Source organism: Pseudomonas hygromyciniae (genome assembly GCF_016925675.1).
Classification (GTDB): domain Bacteria; phylum Pseudomonadota; class Gammaproteobacteria; order Pseudomonadales; family Pseudomonadaceae; genus Aquipseudomonas; species Aquipseudomonas hygromyciniae.
Genome location: NZ_CP070506.1, coordinates 75475 through 97165, shown reverse-complemented (window position 1 = coordinate 97165; position 21691 = coordinate 75475). Strand labels below are relative to the sequence as shown.

Below are 21691 nucleotides of genomic sequence, written 5' to 3'. Positions count from 1 at the left end.
ATGGAAACCCGAGCCCATCATGTGATGATCGGTCTGTTCAGCGTGATAGTCGTGGTCGGCGCCATGCTGTTCGGCCTGTGGCTGGCCAAATCCAGCGTCGACAGCGCGTTCCAGGATTACGAAGTGATCTTCAACGAAGCGGTCAGCGGCCTGTCCCAGGGCAGCGCGGTGCAGTACAGCGGGATCAAGGTCGGTGACGTCACCAGCCTGCGCCTGGACCCCAAGGACCCGCGCCGCGTACTGGCCCGTATCCGCCTGGCCGGCCAGACGCCGATCAAGGAAGACACCCAGGCCAAGCTGGCGCTGACCGGCATCACCGGGACGTCGATCATCCAGCTCAGCGGCGGCACCCCACAGAGCCCCGAGCTCAAGGGCAAGAACGGCAACCTGCCGCAGATCACCGCCTCGCCATCGCCCATTGCCCGGCTGTTGAACAACAGCAATGACCTGATGACCAGCATCAACCTGCTGCTGCACAACGCCAACCGCATGTTCTCGCCTGCGAACGTCGATCGCCTGAGCGGCACCCTGGCGCACCTGGAGCAAACCACCGGGGCCATCGCCGAGCAGCGCGGCGATATCAAGATGGTGATGCAGCAGTTGGCCCAGGTCAGCAAACAGGCCGGCGCCACGCTGGAACAGACCACCGCGTTGATGCGCAACGCCAATGGCCTGCTCAACGACCAGGGCAAGCAGATGTTCGGCAGCGCCGAAGGGGCCATGCGCTCCCTGGAACAAAGCACTGCGACCATCAACAGCTTGTTGAGCGACAACAAGGATTCCCTGAACAGCGGCATGCAAGGCCTCAACGAACTGGCGCCTGCCGTGCGCGAGCTGCGCGACACCCTCGGCTCCTTGCGCGCCATCTCCCGCCGCCTGGAAGCCAACCCCAGCGGGTACCTGCTGGGCAGTGACAAGAACAAGGAGTTCACGCCATGAAGCGTGCTTATAAAATGATCGTTCCGGTGGCCCTGGCGCTGGTCAGTGCCTGTTCGATCCTGCCCAAGGCCGACCCATCCAACGTCTATCGCCTGCCAACAGCCCAAGTAACGGCCCATGGCAACCCGGTTGCCTGGTCGTTGCGCCTGGCCAAACCGCAAGCCAGCGAATTCCTCGACAGCCCGCGCATTGCCGTGGTGCCTCAGGGCGATTTGATCAGCAGCTATGCCCAGTCACGCTGGAGCGATCCAGCCCCGGTACTGTTGCGCAACCGTCTGCTGGACGGCTTCCAGCGCGATGGCCGGGTGGCCTTGTTGAGCACCGATGACACCAATCTACAGGCGGACCTGGAGCTGGGCGGGCAGTTGCAGGCCTTCCAGAGCGAGTACCAGGGCAGTGCGGTGGAGGTGGTGATCCGGCTGGATGCGCGATTAGTGCGCGGCAGTGACCAACGGATCGTGGCTGCCAAGCGCTTTGAAGTGCGCCAGCCGGTGAGTGATACCCAAGTGCCGGCGGTGGTGGCCGGGTTTGGGTTGGCGGGGGATCAGTTGAACAAGCAGGTGGTGGATTGGGTGGTGGCGCAGGGCAATACAGCACCTAAACGCTGAGGGCCTCATCGCAGGCAAGCCAGCGCCCACATTTGACTGTGTTCACAAATCAAAATGTGGGAGCTGGCTTGCCTGCGATAGCGGTCTGAAGCTTAGCCAAAGAACCAGTAGCAAACGGCAATCGCCGCCACCACGCCAGCAAACTCCGCCAGCAGCGCACACCCCACCGCATGCCGTGCACGCTGGATGCCTACTGAGCCAAAGTACACCGCCAGCACATAGAAGGTGGTCTCGGTACTGCCCTGGATCGTCGCCGCCACCAGCGCCGGGAAGCTATCTACGCCTTGGGTCTGCATGGTCTCGATCAACATCGCCCGCGCCGCACTGCCGGAGAACGGCTTGACCATTGCCGTGGGCAAGGCGTCGACAAAGCGCGTGTCCAGGCCGGTCCAGGCCACCAGATGGCGAATGCCTTCCAGGCCAAACTCCAGTGCTCCAGAAGCGCGCAGCACGCCGACCGCACACAACATCGCCACCAGATACGGCAGCAGGTTCTTGGCGACGTCGAAGCCCTCTTTGGCGCCTTCGACAAACGCCTCGTAGACCTTGACCTTGCGCAACGCGCCGATCAGCAAGAACAGCATGATCAGGCCAAACAGCGTGAGGTTGCCGAGGATCGAGGACAAGCCCGCCAGGGCCGTGGCCGACATTGTCGCCAGCAAGGCCATGAAGCCGCCCAGCACCAACGCGCCGGGGATCAAGTACGCCAGCACCACCGGGTCCCACAGGCGCAGGCGCTGCATCAGCGCCACCGACAGCAGGCCCACCAGGGTCGAGGCGCTGGTGGCCAGCAGGATTGGCAGGAACACCAGGGTCGGGTCCGGCGCGCCTTGCTGGGCGCGGTACATGAAAATCGTCACCGGCAGCAGGGTCAGAGAGGACGCGTTAAGCACCAGGAACAGGATCTGCGCGTTGGTCGCGGTGTTGGGGATCGGGTTGAGCTCTTGCAGCGCCTTCATGGCCTTGAGGCCGATCGGCGTCGCCGCGTTATCCAGGCCCAGGCCGTTGGCGGCAAAGTTGAGGGTGATCAAACCGATGGCCGGGTGACCGGCCGGCACTTCCGGCATCAACCGCAGGAACAGCGGGCCCAGGGCCTTGGCCAGCCACTCGACGATCCCCGCCTTTTCGGCGATGCGCAGGAAGCCCAGCCACAATGTCAGGGTACCGAACAGCAGTACCATCACCTCCACCGACAGCTTGGCCATGGCGAAGATACTCTCCACCATCGCCGCAAAGATCCCGGCGTTACCGCCCACCAGCCATTGCACCAGCGCCGATACCATTGCCACGACAAAGAAGCCAAGCCACAGGCCATTGAGCATCAGTCACACCCCTTTAAATATGTGGCGAATGATAGCGGGGCTGGCAGAAACGACAAACCCCGGATTAACCGGGGTTTGTGCGATTCAAGCAGGGATCAGCCCTGGCTGGTCTCGCCAGCCGGCAGCGCGGTCTTGGTCCGCCAGTGTGGCAGGGAGTTCCAGTAGCGCTCGCCCTTGGCATCGTCGTACATGCCTTCCCAGCGCGAGATGACCAGCACGGCCAGGGCATTGCCGATCACGTTCAGGGCGGTACGCGCCATGTCCATGATGCGGTCGACACCGGCGATGAACGCCAGGCCTTCCAATGGGATGCCCACGCTGCCCAGGGTCGCCAGCAGTACCACGAAGGACACGCCCGGTACACCGGCGATACCTTTGGAGGTGACCATCAGGGTCAGTACCAGCATCAGTTGCTGGCCAACCGACAGGTCGATGCCATACAGCTGGGCAATAAAGATCGCTGCGATGCTCTGGTACAGGGTCGAACCGTCGAGGTTGAACGAGTAGCCGGTCGGCACCACGAAGCTGCAGATGGCTTTCGGCGCACCGTAGGCTTCCATCTTCTCGATCACGCGTGGCAGCACGGTCTCAGAGCTGGCGGTGGAGTAGGCCAGTACCAGCTCATCCTTGAAGATGCGCATCAGCTTGATCACCGAGAAGCCGAACAGGCGGGCGATCAGGCCAAGAATCACGAAGGCAAAGAACAGGATGGCGACGTAGACCAGGATCACCAGCTTGGCCAGAGGCAGCAGCGAGGCGAAGCCGAAGTTGGCAACGGTCACGGCGATCAGGGCAAATACACCGATAGGGGCGTATTTCATGATCATGTGGGTGACTTTGAACATGCTCTCGGACACGCCCTGGAACATGGTGACCAGGGGTTCGCGCAGGTCTGGCTTGAGGCTCGACAAGCCCAGGCCGAACAGCACGGAGAAGAAGATGATCGGCAGCATCTCGCCACGGGCCACGGCGGCAAAGATGTTCGATGGGATCAGGTTGAGGATGGTCTCGATGAACGCATGCTCATGCTGCACCTCGGCGGCGGTCGCCTGGTACTTGGAGATGTCCACCGTACCCAGGGTGCTCATGTCGATGCCGGCACCCGGGTGGAACAGGTTAGCCAACAGCAGGCCAACCACAATCGCAATGGTAGTGACCACTTCGAAGTAAACGATGGTCTTCACGCCGATCCGACCGAGCTTTTTCGCGTCCCCTACACCGGCGATTCCGACAATCAGCGACGAAATCACGATCGGGATCACGATCATCTTGATCAGGCGGATAAAGATATCGCCCGCCGGCTGCAACACGTTGCTGATCCACCAGGCTTTTTCGGCGCTGAAGTGGTTGAGTACAGCACCGATTGCAATCCCTAGCACCAGACCGATGAGGATCTGCCAGGCGAGGCTTAGTTTTGCCTTCTTCATGTCATTACCCTTGTTTCAAGTGGACTCAGGCAGATGCGCCAGCTGGAACGCCCGGGAGCGAAAAAGTGTGAGCATCAGCCTCCGTAGAAGGTCACCGCAGATGGCCGATATGGCTTACTGGCAAGCGAAAAAAGGCGCAACTATTCCCATGCGGGGGGGCATAGTCTAATGCCGTAAACGCCTACCCCATGCCGAATCGGCATGAGTTTTTGCAAATAAAACTGTCTGTTTGGTCAGTTCGAATGCGACATTTTGTCAGGCATACATGCCGTTAACCGGCAATTTCAGGCTCGCCTGGGGACGTTAGGCTTTTTTGTCGCGCGGAAAAAACTCGTGAAAATTCCTACGCATACCATCGAAAAACGCGTCTGGCCGAGGGCAAACTTTCTCGATAGATGGTCGCGATGTAACACCGCGAAACGGTTGTGGTGAAGCAGAAGGGAATTTTTCAGCTATGGGCGGCATAAGCGCCTAGTGAGCACTATCAAGCCCGCCGCAAGTCCGTCAGGCCATAACTGCCTGCGGACTTGCGTCGCAGCTTTTCTCCTGACCCGGCCCTTGCGCAGGCACTCCCTGTACCCGTAGGTCGCGCCGATCCACCTTGATCAGAGCAACCCAGCCCCCTGGTCATGCACCGTCATCAGGCGGCGGTGCAAACGGAAACAGGCAGTTGGCCTGGTTCCATGTTGGCGAGGCCCGCAGACGGGCCTAGTACCAATTCGGATCTTTCTTCAGTTGCTCCATCAGCAACTTCTGCATGCCTTCATCGGGCTTACCGATGAAGCGATAGTCCGCATGCCGTGTTGGCGACTTGTCCGCCGGAAGCCCGGCTGGAACTTCGACCAGCATCGCGTAGGCATCGTCCTTATCCATGCTGAACGCAACGATAAGACGTTTATTAAGGCAGGTGTCGGCCGTTTCACACAGCGGCCCTACCAAATACCCGTCACCGTCTTCCGTGACTGCGTTCATTTGCTCAGACGTGCCCGACAGGTTGATCACCCATTCAGGCAGACGCTCTTCCTTCTTGACCACGCCCTGCCAGGTTTCGCGATACTGCGGGTCGGAACTGAGCAGTTCACTGGCCCGCGCCTGGCCGTCATTGGCAGCCATGGCCAGGCTACTGCCGCCCAACAGCAGGGCGGCAGCAAGGGTTTTGAAAGACAAGTTGGCCATGTTCAGCCTCGACCGCGACGGCCAAAGAAGAAGGAAGCGATGAACATCACCAGGAAAACGACAAAGAGAATCTTGGCGATACCCGTAGCGGTGCCCGCGATACCACCGAAGCCCAGGACTGCAGCCACAATGGCAATGATCAGGAATGTGATTGCCCAACTCAACATGGTGATTCTCCTTTCGCGTCTATAGAAGTGACTGCTGTGTAGCCATCCTGTCGCACCCAACGGGGCGGCAGGTTCGTGCCTAGAACACCCAACGTTCCTGGACCGGTTCGTCATACAGGGCAATGTCCTGCTCAACCGCCATCATGCGTGGGGCTGTGACGTCAGCGCTGCTGCTGCCAACGGCACGGAAATGGGTCTGCGTCATGGGTGCGCGTTCGAACTGCGGGGCGGACTGCTGGCTCTCCTGCCAATGCTGCAATTGCTGACCACCGATCAACGTCACCATCAAGGCGAGGCTGGCGAACAGACCCTGTTGAAGGCGCAGTGGCGATACACGCAATGGCTTGAGGCTTTGGCGAGTCATCCTGAATATCTCCCGCAGGGTGTTTTGTTCGTTATCACGCTTGTAGGAGAGGTATTGCAGAGTGCATGCCAGTTTTTTAATCAGATAAAAATCAATAAAATCAGCTACTTAGAATATCCCCCAGTTTCTTCCCAGCAGCATCCTGCACGATGCGCCTATCCTCACCGTGCGAAATGCACGATGGTCATTGGTCGGATCGAGGGATCGGAGCGAGCTGTAGGACTGCCGAAGGGTCAAGAAGGGTCAAAACGCGCTGCCTAGGCATATAAGTAGGAAGGGTCTCAGATAGCTGCGCGATAGGGCTTTTAATCAATCAGAATAAACCATGCAACTTGCCCGATTATTCCGGGACTAACCAAGATCAATCATTCTTATTTTAAGGAGCGCGGGACAGATGGAATCAGCCAAGGAACTTCAAGGCCGCATTCTTTTAGTGGACGACGAGTCTGCAATCCTCCGCACCTTCCGTTACTGCCTGGAAGATGAAGGCTATACCGTGGCCACCGCCAACAGCGCGGCCCAGGCCGATGCACTGTTGCAACGCCAGGTGTTCGACCTGTGCTTCCTGGACCTGCGCCTGGGCGAAGACAATGGCCTGGATGTATTGGCGCAGATGCGTATCCAGGCTCCCTGGATGCGTGTGGTGATCGTCACCGCGCATTCGGCCGTCGATACGGCCGTGGATGCGATCCAGGCAGGCGCGGCCGATTACCTGGTCAAGCCTTGCAGCCCGGACCAATTACGCCTGGCCACCGCCAAGCAACTGGAGGTACGTCAACTGTCGGCGCGCCTGGAAGCGCTGGAAGGCGAAGTGCGCCAACCCAAGGATGGCCTCGACTCCCATAGCCCGTCGATGATGGTGGTGCTGGAGACCGCCCGCCAAGTGGCCGGCACCGACGCCAATATCCTGATCCTCGGCGAGTCCGGCACTGGTAAAGGTGAACTGGCCCGGGCTATTCATGGCTGGAGCAAAAGAGCGAAGAAGTCCTGCGTCACTATCAACTGCCCGTCCCTGACTGCCGAACTGATGGAAAGCGAACTGTTCGGCCACAGCCGCGGCGCCTTTACCGGCGCCAGCGAAAGCACCTTGGGCCGGGTCAACCAAGCCGATGGCGGCACCCTGTTTCTCGACGAGATCGGCGACTTTCCCCTGACGTTGCAACCCAAGTTGCTGCGTTTTATCCAGGACAAGGAATATGAACGGGTCGGCGACCCAGTCACCCGACGCGCCGATGTACGCATCCTGGCGGCGACCAACCTGAACCTGGAAGACATGGTGCGCGACGGGCGTTTTCGCGAAGACTTGCTGTATCGCCTCAACGTCATCACCTTGCACCTGCCGCCCCTGCGCGAACGCAGCGAAGATATCCTCGCCCTCGCCGACCGCTTCCTCGCGCGCTTCGTCAAAGAGTATGCGCGGCCGGCTCGCGGCTTTAGCGATGAGGCCCGTGAAGCCCTGCTGAACTACCGTTGGCCGGGCAATATCCGCGAACTGCGCAACGTCGTGGAACGGGCGAGCATCATCTGTGCCCAAGAGAAGGTCGAAATCAGCCATCTGGGAATGGCCGAGCAGCCGACCAATAATTCACCACGCATCGGTGCGGCGTTGAGCCTGGATGAACTGGAAAAGGCCCATATCGGCGCCGTTCTGGCCACCAGCGACACCCTGGACCAGGCGGCCAAAACCCTGGGCATCGATGCGTCGACGCTGTATCGCAAACGCAAGCAATACAACCTGTGAGCTGTACCTTATGAAGCTGGCGATGAAACTGCGCACGCGGCTGTTCCTGAGCATTTCTGCGCTGATCACCGTGGCGCTGCTCGGGTTGCTGCTGGGGCTGGTGAGTGTCATGCAAATGGCCAAGACCCAGGAGTCCTTGATCCGCAGCAACTTCATCACCTTGGACCTGGGGCTCAAGCTGCGCCAGAGCCTGGGTGACCAGCTGATTCTGATGCTCAACGACACCCCTGAGCCCGTGGCGCTGAACAAGGCCAAGCAACAGTACTTCAAGCTGTTGGACGAGGGCGTCGCCCACGAAATGAGTGTTTCCAGGGTCGGCGGCTTCTCTCAAGCCAAGGCCGATTACTTGACGTTCCTTGAGGCGTTCGAAGAAAACGAAAGTACGCCGCCGTCCCTGCGCAACAACGAAAAACTCACCACCAGCTTCAACGTCTTGCGCAATGGGCTGATCAGCGAACATAAAAGAGCACTGGAAAACATCAGCGACACCGAAAGCCAGTCTCGCGAACGCGCCCTGTGGATTGCCGGGCTGCTCGGGCTGGTGGGCCTGGCGATACTGATCATCGGCTTCATCACCGCCCATGGCATTGCCCGGCGCTTTGGCGGGCCCATCGAAGCCCTGGCCAAGGCGGCCGATAAAATTGGCCAGGGGAATTTTGATGTCACCTTGCCGATTTCTTCGGCGGCCGAAATGAACCAGCTGACCCGACGCTTTGGCATCATGGCCGAAGCCCTGCGTCAGCATCAGGCAACCAATGTCGACGAATTGCTCGCCGGCCAGCAACGCTTGCAGGCCGTACTCGACAGCATCGACGACGGTTTGCTGATGATCGACCGCCAAGGGCACCTGGAACACCTCAACCCGGTCGCTCAGCGCCAGTTGGGCTGGGACGAGAGCCGCCTGGGGCAGGGCCTGGGTGATGCGTTGCAACGCCCCGAACTGGATGAGCAACTGCATCTGGTGCTGCGTGGCGGCAACCTGGAACGCGCACCTGACGACCTGGAAGTGGAAGTCGAGGGCGAATCGCGCCTGTTGACCTACAGCATGACGCCCGTCAGCCACCACCAAGGGCATATTCTCGGCGCCGTGATGGTGCTGCACGACGTTACCGAGCAACGGGCCTTCGAACGGGTGCGCAGCGAATTTGTACTGCGCGCCTCCCATGAATTGCGTACGCCAGTCACCGGCATGCACATGGCGTTCGGCCTGTTCCAGGAACGGGCGAAATTCCCTCCTGAGTCTCGCGAAGCCGACCTGTTGAATACGGTCAACGAAGAAATGCAGCGCCTGATGCAGTTGATCAACGACCTGCTCAACTTTTCCCGCTATCAGAACGGCCTGCAAAAACTCACCCTGGCGCCTTGCGACATCAATGATCTGCTTGAACATGCCCGTACGCGTTTTGCCGAACTGGCGAATGCACAAAACATCGACCTGCTGGTAGAAGCGCAAGCGCAACTGCCCAGGTTGCATGCCGACCAAGCGCAATTGGAGCGGGTCCTGGACAACCTGCTCGGCAATGCTCTGCGCCATACCAGCGAAGGCGGGCAGATTCGCCTGCAGGCGCGGCGCCATGGCGAACGGCTGATCATCAGCGTCGAGGACAATGGCGAAGGCATCGCCTACGGCCAGCAGGGCAGGATTTTCGAGCCTTTTGTCCAGGTAGGTCGCAAGAAAGGCGGCGCCGGCCTGGGGCTGGCGCTGTGCAAGGAGATCGTGCAGTTGCACGGTGGCCGCATGGGGGTTTATTCCCGGCCAGGGCAGGGTACGCAGTTCTATATGGCGTTGCCGCTGTAACTAAGAGACTGTCGTGGCAAGCGGGCTTGTCCTAATGCCGTTCAGTTAAGCGAACGCAATGCCCAAAGCAGCGAAGATCAAATGTGGGAGCGGGCTTGCTCGCGAATACGGTGGATCAGTGATGGATATGTTGACTGATACACCGCATTCGCGAGCAAGCCCGCTCCCACAGGGGGTCTGCGCTTAGCGGTGATTCAACACCCGCAGGATCGCTGCGCTTTGCGCATCCGGCGTGCCGTCGTACAGAGCCGGCCGGAAGCGCATCTGGAACGCGGCCAGCACACGCCGCGTCACCACATCCAGCTCGCCGGTCTGCGGCGTGGAATACCCCAAGCGTGCCAACTCTTCCTGGAACCAGGTAATGCTTGGCAACTGCCTGGCGTACTCGACCTGATACCGCGCAACCGCCTGGGCCTCGGGCCAGATCCCCAAGCCTTCATCCGCCAGGCGCTTCCACGGGAACAAGGGGCCTGGATCGAGTTTGCGACCGGGAGCGATATCGCTATGACCGATAATGAACTTGGGGTTGATCCGGTTACGTTGGCTAATGTCCTTGAGCAAGGTCACCAGGGACTGAACCTGCGCTTCGGAGTACGGGTACCAGACCCGCCCGGTAGGTGTATCGCGGTAGCCCGGGTTGACGATCTCGATACCAATGGAGCTGGAGTTGAGCCAGGTACGCCCCATCCACTCACTTTCCCCGGCGTGCCAGGAACGCTTTTCTTCATCCACCAGCTTATAGATGGTCGCACGGGCATCGTCGCCAATCAGGTAGTGGCTGCTGACTTGGCCTTTGGTCAATAGCGCCAGCGAACCTTGAAGGCTGGTAGCGGTGTAGTGCAGGACGACGAACTGGATACGGTTATCGAAATTCACCGACGGGTGGCTGGTATCCAGGCGCGGGCCACTCGCACAGCCGGCGAGCGTAAGGAACAGCAGAGCAGCAACTAGAAATTTCATGGCAACAGGCAGTACGCTAAAGACAATAATGCAACAGTGTAACGTACCGTTTGCCGATCAGCGGCTGGCTTACAAAATGGAACAACTTTTCAGGCCGCCTGCACCTGATTGCGTCCCGCCGCCTTGGCCCGATACAACGCCTCGTCCGCGCGCTTGAGTGCCAGGTCGCTGCGCTCGCCGGGCTGGAACTGCGCCATACCGATGGACATGGTGATGGTCACCCGCTCGCCCTTGAAGTGAAACGGGCACGCCTCAATTGCTGCCCGCAGGCGTTCTCCGAGTTCCAGCGCATCGCCCAGCGCCGAATCCGGCATCAGCAAGACAAACTCCTCTCCGCCAAACCGCGCGATGAAATCCGTCGGCCGCAGGCGTTTGCTCAACACATTGGCGATGATCTTCAGCACCTTGTCGCCCGCCAGATGGCCGTAGCTGTCGTTAATGCGCTTGAAGTGGTCAAGGTCCAGCATCGCCAGTGACAGACTGTTGCCCTGTTGATGCCAGGTATTGACCTCGTACTCCAGGCGTTCGCTCCAGGCTGCCCGATTGGCCAAGCCGGTGAGCGGGTCGATCAGCGCTTTCTGGCGCTGGACCTCGAGGTGATCACGATAACCCTGGGCCTCCTGCTCCATGCTCGCCACCCGCTCGGCCAACCCCTGCAGCCGTGCGGCCACTTCATGTTCGCGCTGGTCACGCTGCTTTTGATGCTCATCCATGGCGCCCAACAGTCCCTCAAGATGACTCTCCAGCACTTGCTTGAGGTCATCGAGATCAGCCGCGTCCTGGACGCTGCTTTGCAAGCCGTCCATCTGCTCACGGATCTGCGTATCCATCTCGCGCGCGGCGCTGCGGCTGTCGGCGTGCCCGTCACTGGCCGCTTGCAGATTGCTCTGGAAGGTTTCCAGCCGTTCGTTGAGGCGCTTGAGGTAGGCTTCGAACTCATGCTGGCCGCTATCGGTAATGGCCAGCATCAATACCGCAAGGTCATCGAGGATCGGCAGCAGTTCGTACCAGTTCAACCCGTGAGCCAAGCGTTCGCGCATGGCTTCGGCCTGGGGTCGATGATGCTCGGGCAGGTCGAGGTCGCCCAACAGGCCGAGCAGGGTGTCTTCGATATGTTTGGCGACAGAACTGTAGGATGGCTCAGGCGAGTCGGGCAGGGCGTACAGCACCTCGGCATCCATCGCGTCAGGATCAATGTCTACCGATTCATCATCCAGCACCGGCGGTAGCGACAGGCTGCCGATCGCCGTCGGCTGCGGCGCCTCTGGCTCGGCCTGCGGCGCTGCTGCCACTGCAGGGGCAGGGTCAGGCTGCGGGGCAAGAATGACTTCGACAGGTTGGCGCTGCTCCAGTGTTTCGACGACCACGGCAGGCCTCTCAACGGGCAACAACCGGGCCGCGGCAGCCTGCGGCGCTGTTGCCACGCGCTCTTCGATATCGATCCCGGGCGCAACAGTCATCGCTACAGGCGTGACCTCCGGCACCGGGCGCTGCGGTGCCTGGGCTGGTGGCGCAAAGGCACGCAGCGCCTGTGCCAGTTCCGGAGCATCCTCAACCACCTGGGCGGCCGGGCTGGCTTCTACCGCAGGGTTTGGCCGGGCGGCCGGGGAAACAGCGGACTCAACCGGCTCAACCTCTGTACCTGTCTCCTTGCCACCAAACAGGCGCTGCAACAGGCCTGGGCGAGCAGGTTCGTCATCCGACTCAAGATTGCTCAGGGCCTGCCCTTGAAGCCCGCTCAACTCACTGAGCAGCAGGGGAATCTCGCGCGCCTGGCCGACGCGGCTGTCCAACTGCTTGGCGAAATTCTTCAGCGGGCGACTGACTTCCCGCGGCAAGGGCAGCGCCTGCAATTGCGTTACCAGCGCGGTCAGCGCCGTACTGATCTGATCAACCCGCGTTTCACGGCGCTGCTCGGAATCCAGCACGGCCTTTTCCAGGCGCGGCAACAGAGCGGCGAGCGCGGCGTCCATATCATCGCTGCGCACCACATCGCGCATCTCTTTCATACACTGGTCGACAGCCCGATCCGTGCCTTCGGCTGCCAGCGTGCTGCGCACCAGCCCACGGCGCAGCAAGTCGAGGCGCGCAGCCCAACGGCGCTCGAGCTTTTCTTGCTGCTCGATGCTTAACAGGTATTTCTCTTTCCAGCGCTGGGCTTCGTCGCTCATGCAAGGGATCCGCGAGGGCCAGGGCTCAACGCGGGTAATGCATCAGCCGTGAGCGAACCCGGCAGACGAATCTCTACCGCGACCGGCAGGTGATCGGAAATGGGTTGGGCCAGCACCTGCACGCTTTCCAGGGTCAGGGTCGGGCTTAACAGGATGTGGTCAAGACAGCGTTGCGGGCGCCAGCTGGGGAAAGTGGCTTCGACCTGCGGCGCCAGCAGCCCGAGGTCGCGCAACGGGGAATTCTCCAACAGGTCACTGGCGTGGGTGTTCATGTCCCCCATCAGCACCTGGTGTTTGTAACCGCCAATCAGCTCACGGATGTAGGCCAACTGCATGGTTCGGGTACGCGCCCCCAGCGCCAGGTGCATCATGACCACCACCAGCGCCTCGGGGCCTTCGCCAAAACGCACGAGAATTGCCCCACGCCCTTTGGGGCCGGGTAAGGGGTGGTCCTCAATCGCCCACGGTTTCAAGCGGCTGAGCACACCATTGCTGTGCTGGCCCAAACGGCCGAGGTTGCGATTGAGTTGCTGGTACCAATAGGGGAATGCACCAAGCTGGGCCAGATGCTCGACCTGATTGATGTAGCCCGAACGCAGGCTGCCACCATCGGCCTCCTGCAGGGCCACCAGGTCGAAGTCGCCCAGCAGGTCGCCAATCTTTTGCAGATTGCCGGCCCGCCCCGTGTGGGGCAGCAAATGCTGCCAGCCACGGGTCAGGTAGTGACGGTACTTTTCGGTACTGATGCCGACCTGGATATTGAAGCTCAGCAAGCGCAGCCGGCTGTCCGCCGGCAGGCCGGTGGACGCGAGATGGTGTTCGTTGACCTGCGGATCACGCAGGCCAACGACTCGTTCTGTACCCCAGCGACGCATGGCGAGCCCCTTACTTGGCTGCGCGCTCTTTGGCGATCAACTGGTCGGCAACGTTGAGAGTCTGTGCAGGACCGCCGGTGGAGCCCAGGTCGAAGCGGTATTTGCCGTTGACGATCAGGGTTGGAACACCTTGCACGCCGTATTTCTGCGCGAGTTCCTTGGCCTGCTTGATCTGGCCCTGGATAGCGAAGGAGTTGAACGTGGCGAGGAACTTGTCCTTGTCCACGCCCTGGGTGGCGAGGAAGTCGGCCATTTGATCAGGCTTGGTGAGCGGCTTGCGATCCTTCTGGATAGCTTCGAACACGGCATTGTGGACCTTGTGCTCCACACCCATGGCTTCCAGGGTCAGGAACATCTGGCCGTGGGCATCCCAAGGGCCGCCGAACATGGCTGGGATACGCTTGAAGTTCACATCCGACGGCAGCTTCTCGGCCCATGGATTGATGGTTGGCTCAAAGGAATAGCAATGCGGGCAGCCATACCAGAACAGCTCTACGACTTCGATCTTGCCCGGCACCGAAACGGCCACCGGACTGGCCAATTCAACATAGGTCTTACCCGCTTCAAGCGGCACGTCGGCGGCTTGCGCGGTGATGCCGAACAGGCTGGCAGTGACGAGAGCGGCGCTGAGGATCAGATTACGCATGCTTTACTCCTGGACAAATAAAGTCGCCTCGCGCGACCTTTTTTATGACAGGTCTACACGGGCATGAGTTCGTTAGTGTAACGGTAGCGGCCACAAAAAAGGGCGGCCTCAGCCACCCTTTTTATGCTTGCATCGACGGATTAATCGAGCGTTAACGTTGCACGGGCAACGTCAGGTCATCCGCGCCTTACTTATGCAGGCCCTGGATGTAGCTGGCTACCGCTGCAATGTCTTCATCGCTCAGTTTGCGGGCGATGGTGCGCATGGTCATGGCATCGCCATCGTTGGCACGGCCGGCTTCTTCCTTGCGGAAATCGGTCAATTGCTTGGCAATGTACTGGGCGTGCTGGCCACCCAGGTGCGGGAAGCCTGCTGCCGCGTTACCCGACCCATCCGGGGAGTGGCAGCCGGTACAGGCAGGCAGGCCTTTTTCCAGGTTGCCGCCACGGAAGAGTGCTTCGCCGCGCTCGACCAACGCTTTATCGGCAGCACCCACGCTGCCGGTCTGGCTGGCGAAATACGCCGCGATATCCGCCAGGTCCTGATCGCTGAGGTTGGTCAGCATGCCGGTCATTTCCAGGACTTGGCGCTTGCCGTCCTTGATGTCGTGCATCTGCTTGGTCAGGTAACGCTCACCCTGACCCGCCAGTTTTGGGAAGTTGGGTGCCGGGCTGTTGCCGTCCGGTCCATGGCAGGCACCACATACGGCGGCCTTTGTCTGGCCAGCAGTAGCGTCACCTGCAGCATGGGCAACACCAGTGATGCCCAAGGTCAACAGCAGACTCACGATCAATTTGTTCATCAGCTAATCCAATTACGGCTAAAGGTTATAGAGTTATGAACCGGGTCTACTCGCTCATCAAAAGAATGATGGCCTGGTAATCCTCGGCACGGCATTCCATGCATAAACCACGCGGCGGCATCGCCTTGAAACCCTGGGTCACGTGCTGCACCAGCGTATCCATACCTTGCGCCAGTCTCGGCGCCCACGCTGCCTGGTCACCCCGCCTGGGGGCCGTTGGCAGCTGTCCGGCATGGCATGCCGCGCAAACGCGGTTGTACATAGCTTCCGGATCCTGTGTAGCCTGCGCACTGTAAAGTGGTACCAGGACACCGACAGCTAGCAGCCACTTGGTCATACGTCGACCTTTTCAGGGTTTGGAAGCGTTTTGCGTTCTAATGCGCAATAAAGGTCTATCGCTCCCGTGAACTTCATCCTTCGCTGGGACAAAGCACACACAAAATCTGCGGCATTATATACTGGCGCTACTGAAACGGGAACGACACTACTTGCCGCACCCATTCCCGGCACCGCCCACATCGGAAATCCCATGCAACTCAAGAACCCCATCCTCGGTCTGTGCCAACAGTCCACCTTCATGCTCAGCGCCGCCAAAGTCGACCAATGCCCCGACGACGAAGGCTTTGAAGTGGCCTTCGCCGGGCGCTCCAACGCCGGTAAATCCAGCGCGCTCAACACCCTGACCCATGCCAGCCTGGCCCGCACCTCGAAAACCCCAGGTCGCACACAGCTGCTCAACTTCTTCAAGCTAGACGATGATCGGCGTCTGGTCGACCTCCCGGGCTACGGTTACGCAAAAGTACCTATCCCACTGAAGCTGCACTGGCAGCGTCACCTGGAAGCCTATCTGGGTGGCCGCGAGAGTCTGAAAGGTCTGATTCTGATGATGGACATCCGTCATCCAATGACCGATTTCGACCTGTTGATGCTCGATTGGGCGGTTGCCAGCGGCATGCCGATGCACATTTTGCTGACCAAGGCCGACAAGCTGACCTACGGCGCCGCCAAGAACACCTTGCTCAAAGTGCAGGCCGAAATCCGTAAGGGTTGGGGTGATGCGATCACCATCCAGCTGTTCTCGGCGCCCAAGCGCATGGGCCTGGAAGACGCCTATACCGTGCTGGCAGGCTGGATGGAGTTGGCGGACAAGGGTGCAGAAATCGCCGAGTGACGTTGTTGCGGGCAAAAAAAATCCCGAACTTCGTATGGGGAGAGGAAGTTCGGGATCTAAGTACTCCGGACCGCTAGGGCGGGGTCCAGATATCTGCCAACACTTAACACAACATAGGAGCATTGAAGGGCTTCACCACCCATTCAGTAACTCTGAGTGACTTTTCATGGGTTAAGTTCCGGCGCCCGCGAAAACTATTGGAAATAACCGTCAGCGATTTCCGACCTATAGGCGTCGCTGCGACTTGATGCCGCAGCAACGCCGTATGATCAGTGCGCTTCGTCCCAGTTATCACCCACCCCAACTTCAACCAGCAGCGGTACGTCCAGTTTCGCAGCACCGCTCATGTGCTCTCGAATCTTCTCGCTGACTTGCGCCACCAGGTCTTCACGGACCTCGACCACCAGTTCGTCGTGCACCTGCAGGATGACCTTGGCGTCCAGCCCTGACTCTGTCAGCCAGTTGTCGACCTTGACCATCGCCTTCTTGATGATATCGGCGGCCGTGCCCTGCATCGGCGCGTTGATCGCGGTACGTTCGGCGCCCGCGCGCTCCTGGGGTTTGTTGGAGTGGATGTCCGGCAGGTACAGCCGGCGCCCGAACAGGGTTTCTACATAACCTTGATCCGAAGCCTGGGCACGGGTGCGCTCCATGTATTCGCGCACCCCTGGGTAACGGGCGAAGTACACATCGATATAAGCCTTGGCGGTCTTGGTATCGACACCGATATCCTTGCCCAGCTTCTGCGCGCCCATACCGTAGATCAGGCCGAAGTTGATCGCCTTGGCGCTGCGGCGCTGATCGGACGTGACCTCGCCCAACTCGACCTTGAACACCTCGGCCGCCGTGGCCGTGTGCACATCGAGGTTGTCGCGGAACGCGTTCAGCAAGCCCTCGTCCTTGGACAGGTGCGCCATGATCCGCAGCTCGATCTGCGAATAGTCCGCCGCCAGCAGCTTGTAACCTTTGGGCGCGACGAACGCCTGGCGGATCCGCCTGCCTTCGGCGGTCCGCACCGGGATGTTCTGCAGGTTCGGATCACTGGACGACAGGCGCCCAGTGGCCGCCACAGCCTGGTGGTAAGAGGTATGGATCCGCCCGGTACGCGGGTTGATCTGCTCTGGCAAGCGGTCGGTGTAGGTGCTCTTGAGCTTGCTCATGCTGCGGTACTGCATCAATACCTTAGGCAGCGGGAAGTCATCTTCGGCCAACTTGGCCAAGACTTCTTCGGCGGTCGAGGCCTGGCCCTTGCCGGTTTTCTTCAATACCGGCAGGCCGAGCTTTTCGTAGAGGATCGCCCCCAATTGCTTGGGCGAGCCGAGGTTGAACTCCTCTCCGGCGATCTCATACGCCTGGCGCTCCAGTTCCACCATCTTGTTGCCCAGCTCGATGCTCTGCACGCCCAACAGTGCGGCATCCACCAAAGCGCCCTGACGCTCGATGCGTGCCAGCACCGGCACCAATGGCATCTCGATATCCGTCAGCACACTGGCCAGGCTCGGCAGTGCCGCGAGTTGTGCGTGCAGTGCCAGGTGCAGGCGCAGGGTCACATCGGCGTCTTCGGCGGCGTAAGGGCCGGCCTGCTCCAACGGAATCTGGTCGAAGGTCAGTTGCTTGGCGCCTTTGCCGGCAATGTCCTGGAAACTGACGGTGTCATGCTCCAGATACTTTTTGGCCAGGCTGTCCATGTCGTGGCGGGTCGCGGTGGAATTCAGCACGTAGGATTCAAGCATGGTGTCGAATGCGATGCCGCGCACGGTGATGCCGTGTGCCGGGTCGCCGCCGATGGCGCAATTGGCCAGGATATTCATGTCGAACTTGGCGTGCTGGCCGACCTTGAGCTTTTGCGGGTCTTCCAGCAGCGGCTTCAAGGCCAGCAGGACTGTATCGCGGTCCAGTTGCTCGGGCACGCCGATGTAGGAATGGGTCAGCGGGATGTAGGCCGCTTCATTGGCCTGTACGGCAAACGAAACCCCTACCAGTTGCGCCTGCTGGGCATCGACGCCAGTAGTTTCGGTATCGAAGGCAATCAACTTCGCGTCATTGAGCTTTTTCAGCCAGACGTCAAAACGGGCCTGGTCGAGGATGGTTTCGTACTGTGCTTGGACCGGCGCCAGCGTCTCTGCGGCCTCAGGCTCAGCCGAAGACTGCACCGGTGCTACGTCGGCAGCAGCCTTAAGCTCGACCCGCTTGGCATCGCGCTGAATCTCATCGATCCAACTCTTGAACTCCAGCAGGGTGTACAGCTCCAGCAGCTTCTCGCGGTCCGGTTCGATCAGGTGCAAATCTTCCAGCCCGACATCCAGTGGCACGTCGACCTTGATGGTCGCCAACTGGTAGGACAGGAATGCCATCTCTTTATGTTCTTCCAACTTGGCCGGCAGGGTCTTGGCCCCACGAATCGGCAAGGTCGGAACAATATCGAGCTGCTCGTAAAGCTCTTTAAGGCCGCCGTTCACACCTACCAGCAAGCCCGAAGCAGTCTTAGGACCAATCCCCGGAACGCCTGGGATGTTGTCGGAGGAATCGCCCATCAGTGCCAGGTAGTCGATGATCTGCTCGGGAGCGACGCCGAATTTCTCCTTAACGCCGTCGATGTCCATCGCACTACCGGTCATGGTGTTGACCAAGGTAATGTGCCCGTCGACCAGTTGCGCCATGTCCTTGTCACCGGTAGAAATCACCACCGGTCGGTCAGCGGCTGCGCTGCTGCGGGCCAGGGTGCCGATCACGTCGTCCGCCTCAACGCCTTCGACACACAGCAGCGGGAAGCCCAAGGCAATCACGCTCTGGTGCAGCGGCTCGATCTGCACGCGCATGTCATCGGGCATGCTCGGGCGGTTGGCCTTGTATTCGGCGTACATGTCATCGCGAAATGTCCCGCCCTTGGCGTCGAACACCACCGCGAACGGGCTGTCCGGGTACTGCTTGCGCAGGCTTTTGAGCATGTTCAACACGCCCTTGACCGCACCGGTCGGCAGGCCTTTGGACGTGGTCAACGGCGGCAGCGCGTGGAAGGCGCGATACAGATATGAAGAACCGTCCACCAGGACGAGGGGGGCTTGGCTCATGAGCAGGATCAACCTTTTCGGCGGGTCAGGCGCTAGAATAGCCGGACCAATGACAACAAAGGGACAAGGTTATCATGCGCACATTCAATCGCCTGCTGTTGACCGGCTTGATTGCACTCGCTCCGATGGCTGCCATGGCGGCAGACGATGCTCCCTCGGGTGCTCCGGAAGTCACCATTCGCACGGAAGGCGATAAAACCATCCAGGAGTACCGCCAAAATGGTTTCCTGTATGCGATCAAGATCACCCCGAAAGGCGCGCCCCCGTATTTCCTGGTGCGCGCGGACGGAACCGATGCCAACTTCATCCGCTCGGACCAGCCGGATATGCTGATCCCGTCATGGAAGATCTTCGAATGGAAATGATTTCTTAATTTCAATCGGCGCTGCGGCCCGCGGCGCCCGTACTGGCAGTTTTAACCATGTCTGTGTTCACCCCCCTGGCTCGGCCCGAGCTGGAAACCTTTCTCGCCCCTTATGGGCTCGGCCGCCTGCTCGATTTCCAGGGGATTGCCGCTGGTAGCGAAAACACCAACTTCTTTATCAGCCTGGAACAGGGCGAATTTGTCCTGACCCTGGTTGAACGCGGCCCAGTGGACGAAATGCCGTTCTTCATCAAACTGCTGGACGTACTCCACGACGCCGACCTGCCCGTGCCCTATGCCCTGCGCACCACCGAAGGCGTGGCCCTGCGCGAATTGGCAGGCAAGCCGGCGCTGCTGCAACCGCGCCTGGCGGGCAAGCACATCAAGGACGCCAACGCCCAGCACTGCGTGCAAGTGGGTGAATTGCTCGCTCACCTGCACCTGGCCACCCAGGGCGACAAGGTGCTGGAGCGCAAGACCGATCGCGGGCTGGATTGGATGCTCGACGAAGGCGCGCAACTGATCTCGCACCTCGATGCTGAGCAACAGAGCCTGCTGCAAGCGGCCTTGGATGAAATCCAGCAGCACAAGGCCCACATCCTCACACTGCCCCGGGCCAACATCCACGCCGACCTGTTTCGCGACAACGCGATGTTCGAAGGCACCCATCTGACCGGGTTGATCGACTTCTACAACGCCTGCTCCGGCCCGATGCTGTACGACGTGGCGATTGCCCTGAATGACTGGTGCTCGGACGACGCTGGGGTGATTGACGGCCACCGCGCCCGGGCGCTGCTGGGGGCCTACGCGGCATTGCGGCCGTTCAGCACCGGGGAAGCCGAACTGTGGCCGACTATGTTGCGCGTAGCTTGTGTGCGGTTCTGGCTGTCACGCCTGATTGCCGCAGAGACGTTTGCCGGGCAGGACGTGTTGATTCACGATCCGGTGGAGTTCCAGCAGCGGCTGGAGCAGCGCCAGCAGGTCACTCTCCAACTGCCGCTCGCCCTCTAAATGTGGGAGCGGGCTTGCTCGCGAATGCGGTGTGTCAGCCAAGTAGCGGGTGACTGACACACCGCATTCGCGAGCAAGCCCCCCACATTGGTTTGGCGCTGTGCCTACAGTGACTCCAGGCACCCAACCAAATCATTACCCAGCTTCTCCAGCAACTGCTCGTAGCCTTGAGCGGTTGCCGGGGTGTAGCCGCCCAGGGCATCCAATTCCGCCAGTTTCACCGGCAGGCCCGCCACCAGGGTTTCGGCCAGGCGCGGGCGCAATGGCGGCTCGCTGAACACACAGGTCTTGCCCACTTCCTGCAAGCGCGTGCGCATCGCCGCCACATGCTGGGCGCCGGGTTGCACTTCGGCGGCCACGCTGAATACGCCGGTATGCTTGAGGCCATAGGCATCTTCAAAGTAGTCGAAGGCTTCGTGGAACACGAAGTAAGGTTTGCCGGCGATACCCGCCAGGCGCGCCTTGAGGCGCACATCCAAGGCATCCAGTCGGCCATCAAACCCTTGCAGGTTGCTCTGGTAGCGCGCTGCGTTGGCCGGATCGGCCGCGCTCAAGTCCGCCGCCATTTTTGTAGCAATCACCCGCGCATTGACCGGCGACAACCACAGGTGAGCATCCAGGCTTCCCGGACGATGATCGTGATCATGGTCGTCGGCTTCTTCGCCATGGGAGTGGTTATCTTCGCCGAAATGACGCAGTTTGAGCCCCGGCAACTCCTGCACCGCGACTGTCGGCAAACTACGCCCCTTAAGCACCCTTGGCAGGAAGCCTTCCATGTCCGGGCCGATCCAATACAGCAGATCCGCCGATTGCACACGCCGTACGTCGGATGGTCGCAATGCATAGTTATGGGGCGAGGCTCCCGGCGGCAATAACACCTCTGGAACCGCCACCCCGTCCTGCACCGCGGCGGCAATCAGCTGCAAGGGTTTGATGCTGGTCAGCACCCGAACCTCGGCCTGGGCAGCCCCGGCAATCCATAAACTGGTGACAAATACGACAAAAACGGCAAAAAGTCGGGACACGATGAGCACTCAAGGCGACAGGAACGGGTAACATAATAACGTCTCTCACAAAT

At 60.2% G+C, this 21691-nt stretch carries 20 protein-coding genes; 7 read left to right on the top strand and 13 right to left on the bottom strand.

Going from position 1 to position 21691, the window contains the following annotated elements; genetic code table 11:
• The gene (locus JTY93_RS00470; protein ID WP_205476100.1) at positions 1-939 is read left to right on the top strand and encodes an MlaD family protein; all 939 of its coding nucleotides are present in this window, start codon (positions 1-3) and stop codon (positions 937-939) included.
• Positions 936-1547, top strand: a complete 612-nt coding sequence (locus JTY93_RS00465; RefSeq protein WP_205476101.1) for an ABC-type transport auxiliary lipoprotein family protein — start codon at positions 936-938, stop codon at positions 1545-1547. The genes JTY93_RS00470 and JTY93_RS00465 overlap by 4 nt, the downstream gene beginning before the upstream one ends.
• A 92-nt stretch (positions 1548-1639) precedes the next feature.
• Here the strand turns inward: JTY93_RS00465 and JTY93_RS00460 are convergent, their stop codons facing one another.
• From JTY93_RS00460 to JTY93_RS00440, 5 genes are all read right to left on the bottom strand, one after another.
• Positions 1640-2869 carry a spore maturation protein gene (locus tag JTY93_RS00460; RefSeq protein ID WP_029290384.1) on the bottom strand — a complete coding sequence of 410 codons (1230 nt, stop codon included), beginning with the start codon at positions 2867-2869 and terminating at the stop codon, positions 1640-1642.
• 95 nt (positions 2870-2964) lie between these two features.
• Positions 2965-4296, bottom strand: coding sequence for a glutamate/aspartate:proton symporter GltP (gene gltP, locus JTY93_RS00455; protein WP_029290382.1), 1332 nt, complete (start codon positions 4294-4296; stop codon positions 2965-2967).
• A 708-nt stretch (positions 4297-5004) separates the two neighbouring features.
• Positions 5005-5472 carry an inhibitor of vertebrate lysozyme family protein gene (locus JTY93_RS00450; protein ID WP_205476102.1) on the bottom strand — a complete coding sequence of 156 codons (468 nt, stop codon included), beginning with the start codon at positions 5470-5472 and terminating at the stop codon, positions 5005-5007.
• 2 nt (positions 5473-5474) lie between these two features.
• Complete coding sequence (locus tag JTY93_RS00445; protein ID WP_003170804.1) at positions 5475-5639, bottom strand: DUF1328 domain-containing protein; 165 nt, start codon at positions 5637-5639, stop codon at positions 5475-5477.
• A gap of 79 nt (positions 5640-5718) precedes the next feature.
• The gene (locus JTY93_RS00440; RefSeq protein ID WP_205476103.1) at positions 5719-6003 is read right to left on the bottom strand and encodes a hypothetical protein; all 285 of its coding nucleotides are present in this window, start codon (positions 6001-6003) and stop codon (positions 5719-5721) included.
• Positions 6004-6397: 394 nt separating this feature from the next.
• Here JTY93_RS00440 and algB point away from each other — a divergent pair, with 394 nt between their 5' ends.
• Together algB and JTY93_RS00430 are read left to right on the top strand one after the other, a co-directional pair.
• Positions 6398-7744 (top strand): sigma-54-dependent response regulator transcription factor AlgB, encoded by a 1347-nt coding sequence (algB, locus tag JTY93_RS00435; protein ID WP_032862658.1) that lies wholly within the window; start codon positions 6398-6400, stop codon positions 7742-7744.
• A gap of 10 nt (positions 7745-7754) precedes the next feature.
• Positions 7755-9542, top strand: coding sequence for a KinB sensor domain-containing domain (locus JTY93_RS00430; protein ID WP_205476104.1), 1788 nt, complete (start codon positions 7755-7757; stop codon positions 9540-9542).
• Positions 9543-9725: 183 nt separating this feature from the next.
• Here JTY93_RS00430 and JTY93_RS00425 read toward each other — a convergent pair whose 3' ends face one another.
• The 6 genes from JTY93_RS00425 to JTY93_RS00400 all read right to left on the bottom strand — a co-directional run bounded on the left by JTY93_RS00425 (position 9726) and on the right by JTY93_RS00400 (position 15333).
• The gene (locus JTY93_RS00425) at positions 9726-10502 is read right to left on the bottom strand and encodes an N-acetylmuramoyl-L-alanine amidase (RefSeq protein WP_205476105.1); all 777 of its coding nucleotides are present in this window, start codon (positions 10500-10502) and stop codon (positions 9726-9728) included.
• 89 nt (positions 10503-10591) lie between these two features.
• Positions 10592-12673, bottom strand: coding sequence for a GGDEF domain-containing protein (locus tag JTY93_RS00420; protein ID WP_205476106.1), 2082 nt, complete (start codon positions 12671-12673; stop codon positions 10592-10594).
• Complete coding sequence (locus JTY93_RS00415; RefSeq protein WP_205476107.1) at positions 12670-13548, bottom strand: endonuclease/exonuclease/phosphatase family protein; 879 nt, start codon at positions 13546-13548, stop codon at positions 12670-12672. The genes JTY93_RS00420 and JTY93_RS00415 overlap by 4 nt, the downstream gene beginning before the upstream one ends.
• 10 nt (positions 13549-13558) lie before the next feature.
• Positions 13559-14194, bottom strand: a complete 636-nt coding sequence (locus tag JTY93_RS00410; RefSeq protein WP_205476108.1) for a thiol:disulfide interchange protein DsbA/DsbL — start codon at positions 14192-14194, stop codon at positions 13559-13561.
• 187 nt (positions 14195-14381) lie between these two features.
• Entirely contained in the window at positions 14382-14996 is a 615-nt protein-coding gene (locus tag JTY93_RS00405) for a c-type cytochrome (RefSeq protein WP_205476109.1), read from the bottom strand.
• A gap of 46 nt (positions 14997-15042) precedes the next feature.
• Positions 15043-15333 (bottom strand): c-type cytochrome, encoded by a 291-nt coding sequence (locus JTY93_RS00400; protein ID WP_205476110.1) that lies wholly within the window; start codon positions 15331-15333, stop codon positions 15043-15045.
• A gap of 192 nt (positions 15334-15525) precedes the next feature.
• On the opposite strand from JTY93_RS00400, the gene yihA reads away from it, so the two are divergent.
• Positions 15526-16167: a ribosome biogenesis GTP-binding protein YihA/YsxC gene (gene yihA / locus JTY93_RS00395; RefSeq protein ID WP_032862650.1), complete on the top strand. Its 642-nt coding sequence runs from the start codon at positions 15526-15528 to the stop codon at positions 16165-16167.
• A 269-nt stretch (positions 16168-16436) separates the two neighbouring features.
• On the opposite strand, the gene polA is transcribed toward yihA, so the two are convergent.
• A complete protein-coding gene (gene polA / locus JTY93_RS00390) occupies positions 16437-19238 on the bottom strand; it encodes a DNA polymerase I (protein ID WP_205476111.1) in 2802 nt (933 codons plus the stop codon).
• A gap of 74 nt (positions 19239-19312) precedes the next feature.
• Between polA and JTY93_RS00385 the strand changes: the two genes are divergently transcribed.
• Together JTY93_RS00385 and JTY93_RS00380 are read left to right on the top strand one after the other, a co-directional pair.
• Positions 19313-19603 (top strand): DUF2782 domain-containing protein, encoded by a 291-nt coding sequence (locus JTY93_RS00385; protein WP_205476112.1) that lies wholly within the window; start codon positions 19313-19315, stop codon positions 19601-19603.
• Positions 19604-19659: 56 nt separating this feature from the next.
• Complete coding sequence (locus JTY93_RS00380) at positions 19660-20613, top strand: homoserine kinase (protein WP_205476113.1); 954 nt, start codon at positions 19660-19662, stop codon at positions 20611-20613.
• 104 nt (positions 20614-20717) lie between these two features.
• Here the strand turns inward: JTY93_RS00380 and znuA are convergent, their stop codons facing one another.
• Positions 20718-21647, bottom strand: coding sequence for a zinc ABC transporter substrate-binding protein ZnuA (gene znuA, locus JTY93_RS00375; protein ID WP_205476114.1), 930 nt, complete (start codon positions 21645-21647; stop codon positions 20718-20720).
• Between the last annotated feature and the right edge of the window lie 44 nt (positions 21648-21691).

Coding starts and splice junctions, on each gene's coding strand:
- JTY93_RS00470 (WP_205476100.1), top strand. CDS start 1: ATGGAAACCCGAGCCCATCATGTGATGATCGGTCTGTTCAGCGTGATA.
- JTY93_RS00465 (WP_205476101.1), top strand. CDS start 936: ATGAAGCGTGCTTATAAAATGATCGTTCCGGTGGCCCTGGCGCTGGTC.
- JTY93_RS00460 (WP_029290384.1), bottom strand. CDS start 2,869: ATGCTCAATGGCCTGTGGCTTGGCTTCTTTGTCGTGGCAATGGTATCG.
- gltP (WP_029290382.1), bottom strand. CDS start 4,296: ATGAAGAAGGCAAAACTAAGCCTCGCCTGGCAGATCCTCATCGGTCTG.
- JTY93_RS00450 (WP_205476102.1), bottom strand. CDS start 5,472: ATGGCCAACTTGTCTTTCAAAACCCTTGCTGCCGCCCTGCTGTTGGGC.
- JTY93_RS00445 (WP_003170804.1), bottom strand. CDS start 5,639: ATGTTGAGTTGGGCAATCACATTCCTGATCATTGCCATTGTGGCTGCA.
- JTY93_RS00440 (WP_205476103.1), bottom strand. CDS start 6,003: ATGACTCGCCAAAGCCTCAAGCCATTGCGTGTATCGCCACTGCGCCTT.
- algB (WP_032862658.1), top strand. CDS start 6,398: ATGGAATCAGCCAAGGAACTTCAAGGCCGCATTCTTTTAGTGGACGAC.
- JTY93_RS00430 (WP_205476104.1), top strand. CDS start 7,755: ATGAAGCTGGCGATGAAACTGCGCACGCGGCTGTTCCTGAGCATTTCT.
- JTY93_RS00425 (WP_205476105.1), bottom strand. CDS start 10,502: ATGAAATTTCTAGTTGCTGCTCTGCTGTTCCTTACGCTCGCCGGCTGT.
- JTY93_RS00420 (WP_205476106.1), bottom strand. CDS start 12,673: ATGAGCGACGAAGCCCAGCGCTGGAAAGAGAAATACCTGTTAAGCATC.
- JTY93_RS00415 (WP_205476107.1), bottom strand. CDS start 13,548: ATGCGTCGCTGGGGTACAGAACGAGTCGTTGGCCTGCGTGATCCGCAG.
- JTY93_RS00410 (WP_205476108.1), bottom strand. CDS start 14,194: ATGCGTAATCTGATCCTCAGCGCCGCTCTCGTCACTGCCAGCCTGTTC.
- JTY93_RS00405 (WP_205476109.1), bottom strand. CDS start 14,996: ATGAACAAATTGATCGTGAGTCTGCTGTTGACCTTGGGCATCACTGGT.
- JTY93_RS00400 (WP_205476110.1), bottom strand. CDS start 15,333: ATGACCAAGTGGCTGCTAGCTGTCGGTGTCCTGGTACCACTTTACAGT.
- yihA (WP_032862650.1), top strand. CDS start 15,526: ATGCAACTCAAGAACCCCATCCTCGGTCTGTGCCAACAGTCCACCTTC.
- polA (WP_205476111.1), bottom strand. CDS start 19,238: ATGAGCCAAGCCCCCCTCGTCCTGGTGGACGGTTCTTCATATCTGTAT.
- JTY93_RS00385 (WP_205476112.1), top strand. CDS start 19,313: ATGCGCACATTCAATCGCCTGCTGTTGACCGGCTTGATTGCACTCGCT.
- JTY93_RS00380 (WP_205476113.1), top strand. CDS start 19,660: ATGTCTGTGTTCACCCCCCTGGCTCGGCCCGAGCTGGAAACCTTTCTC.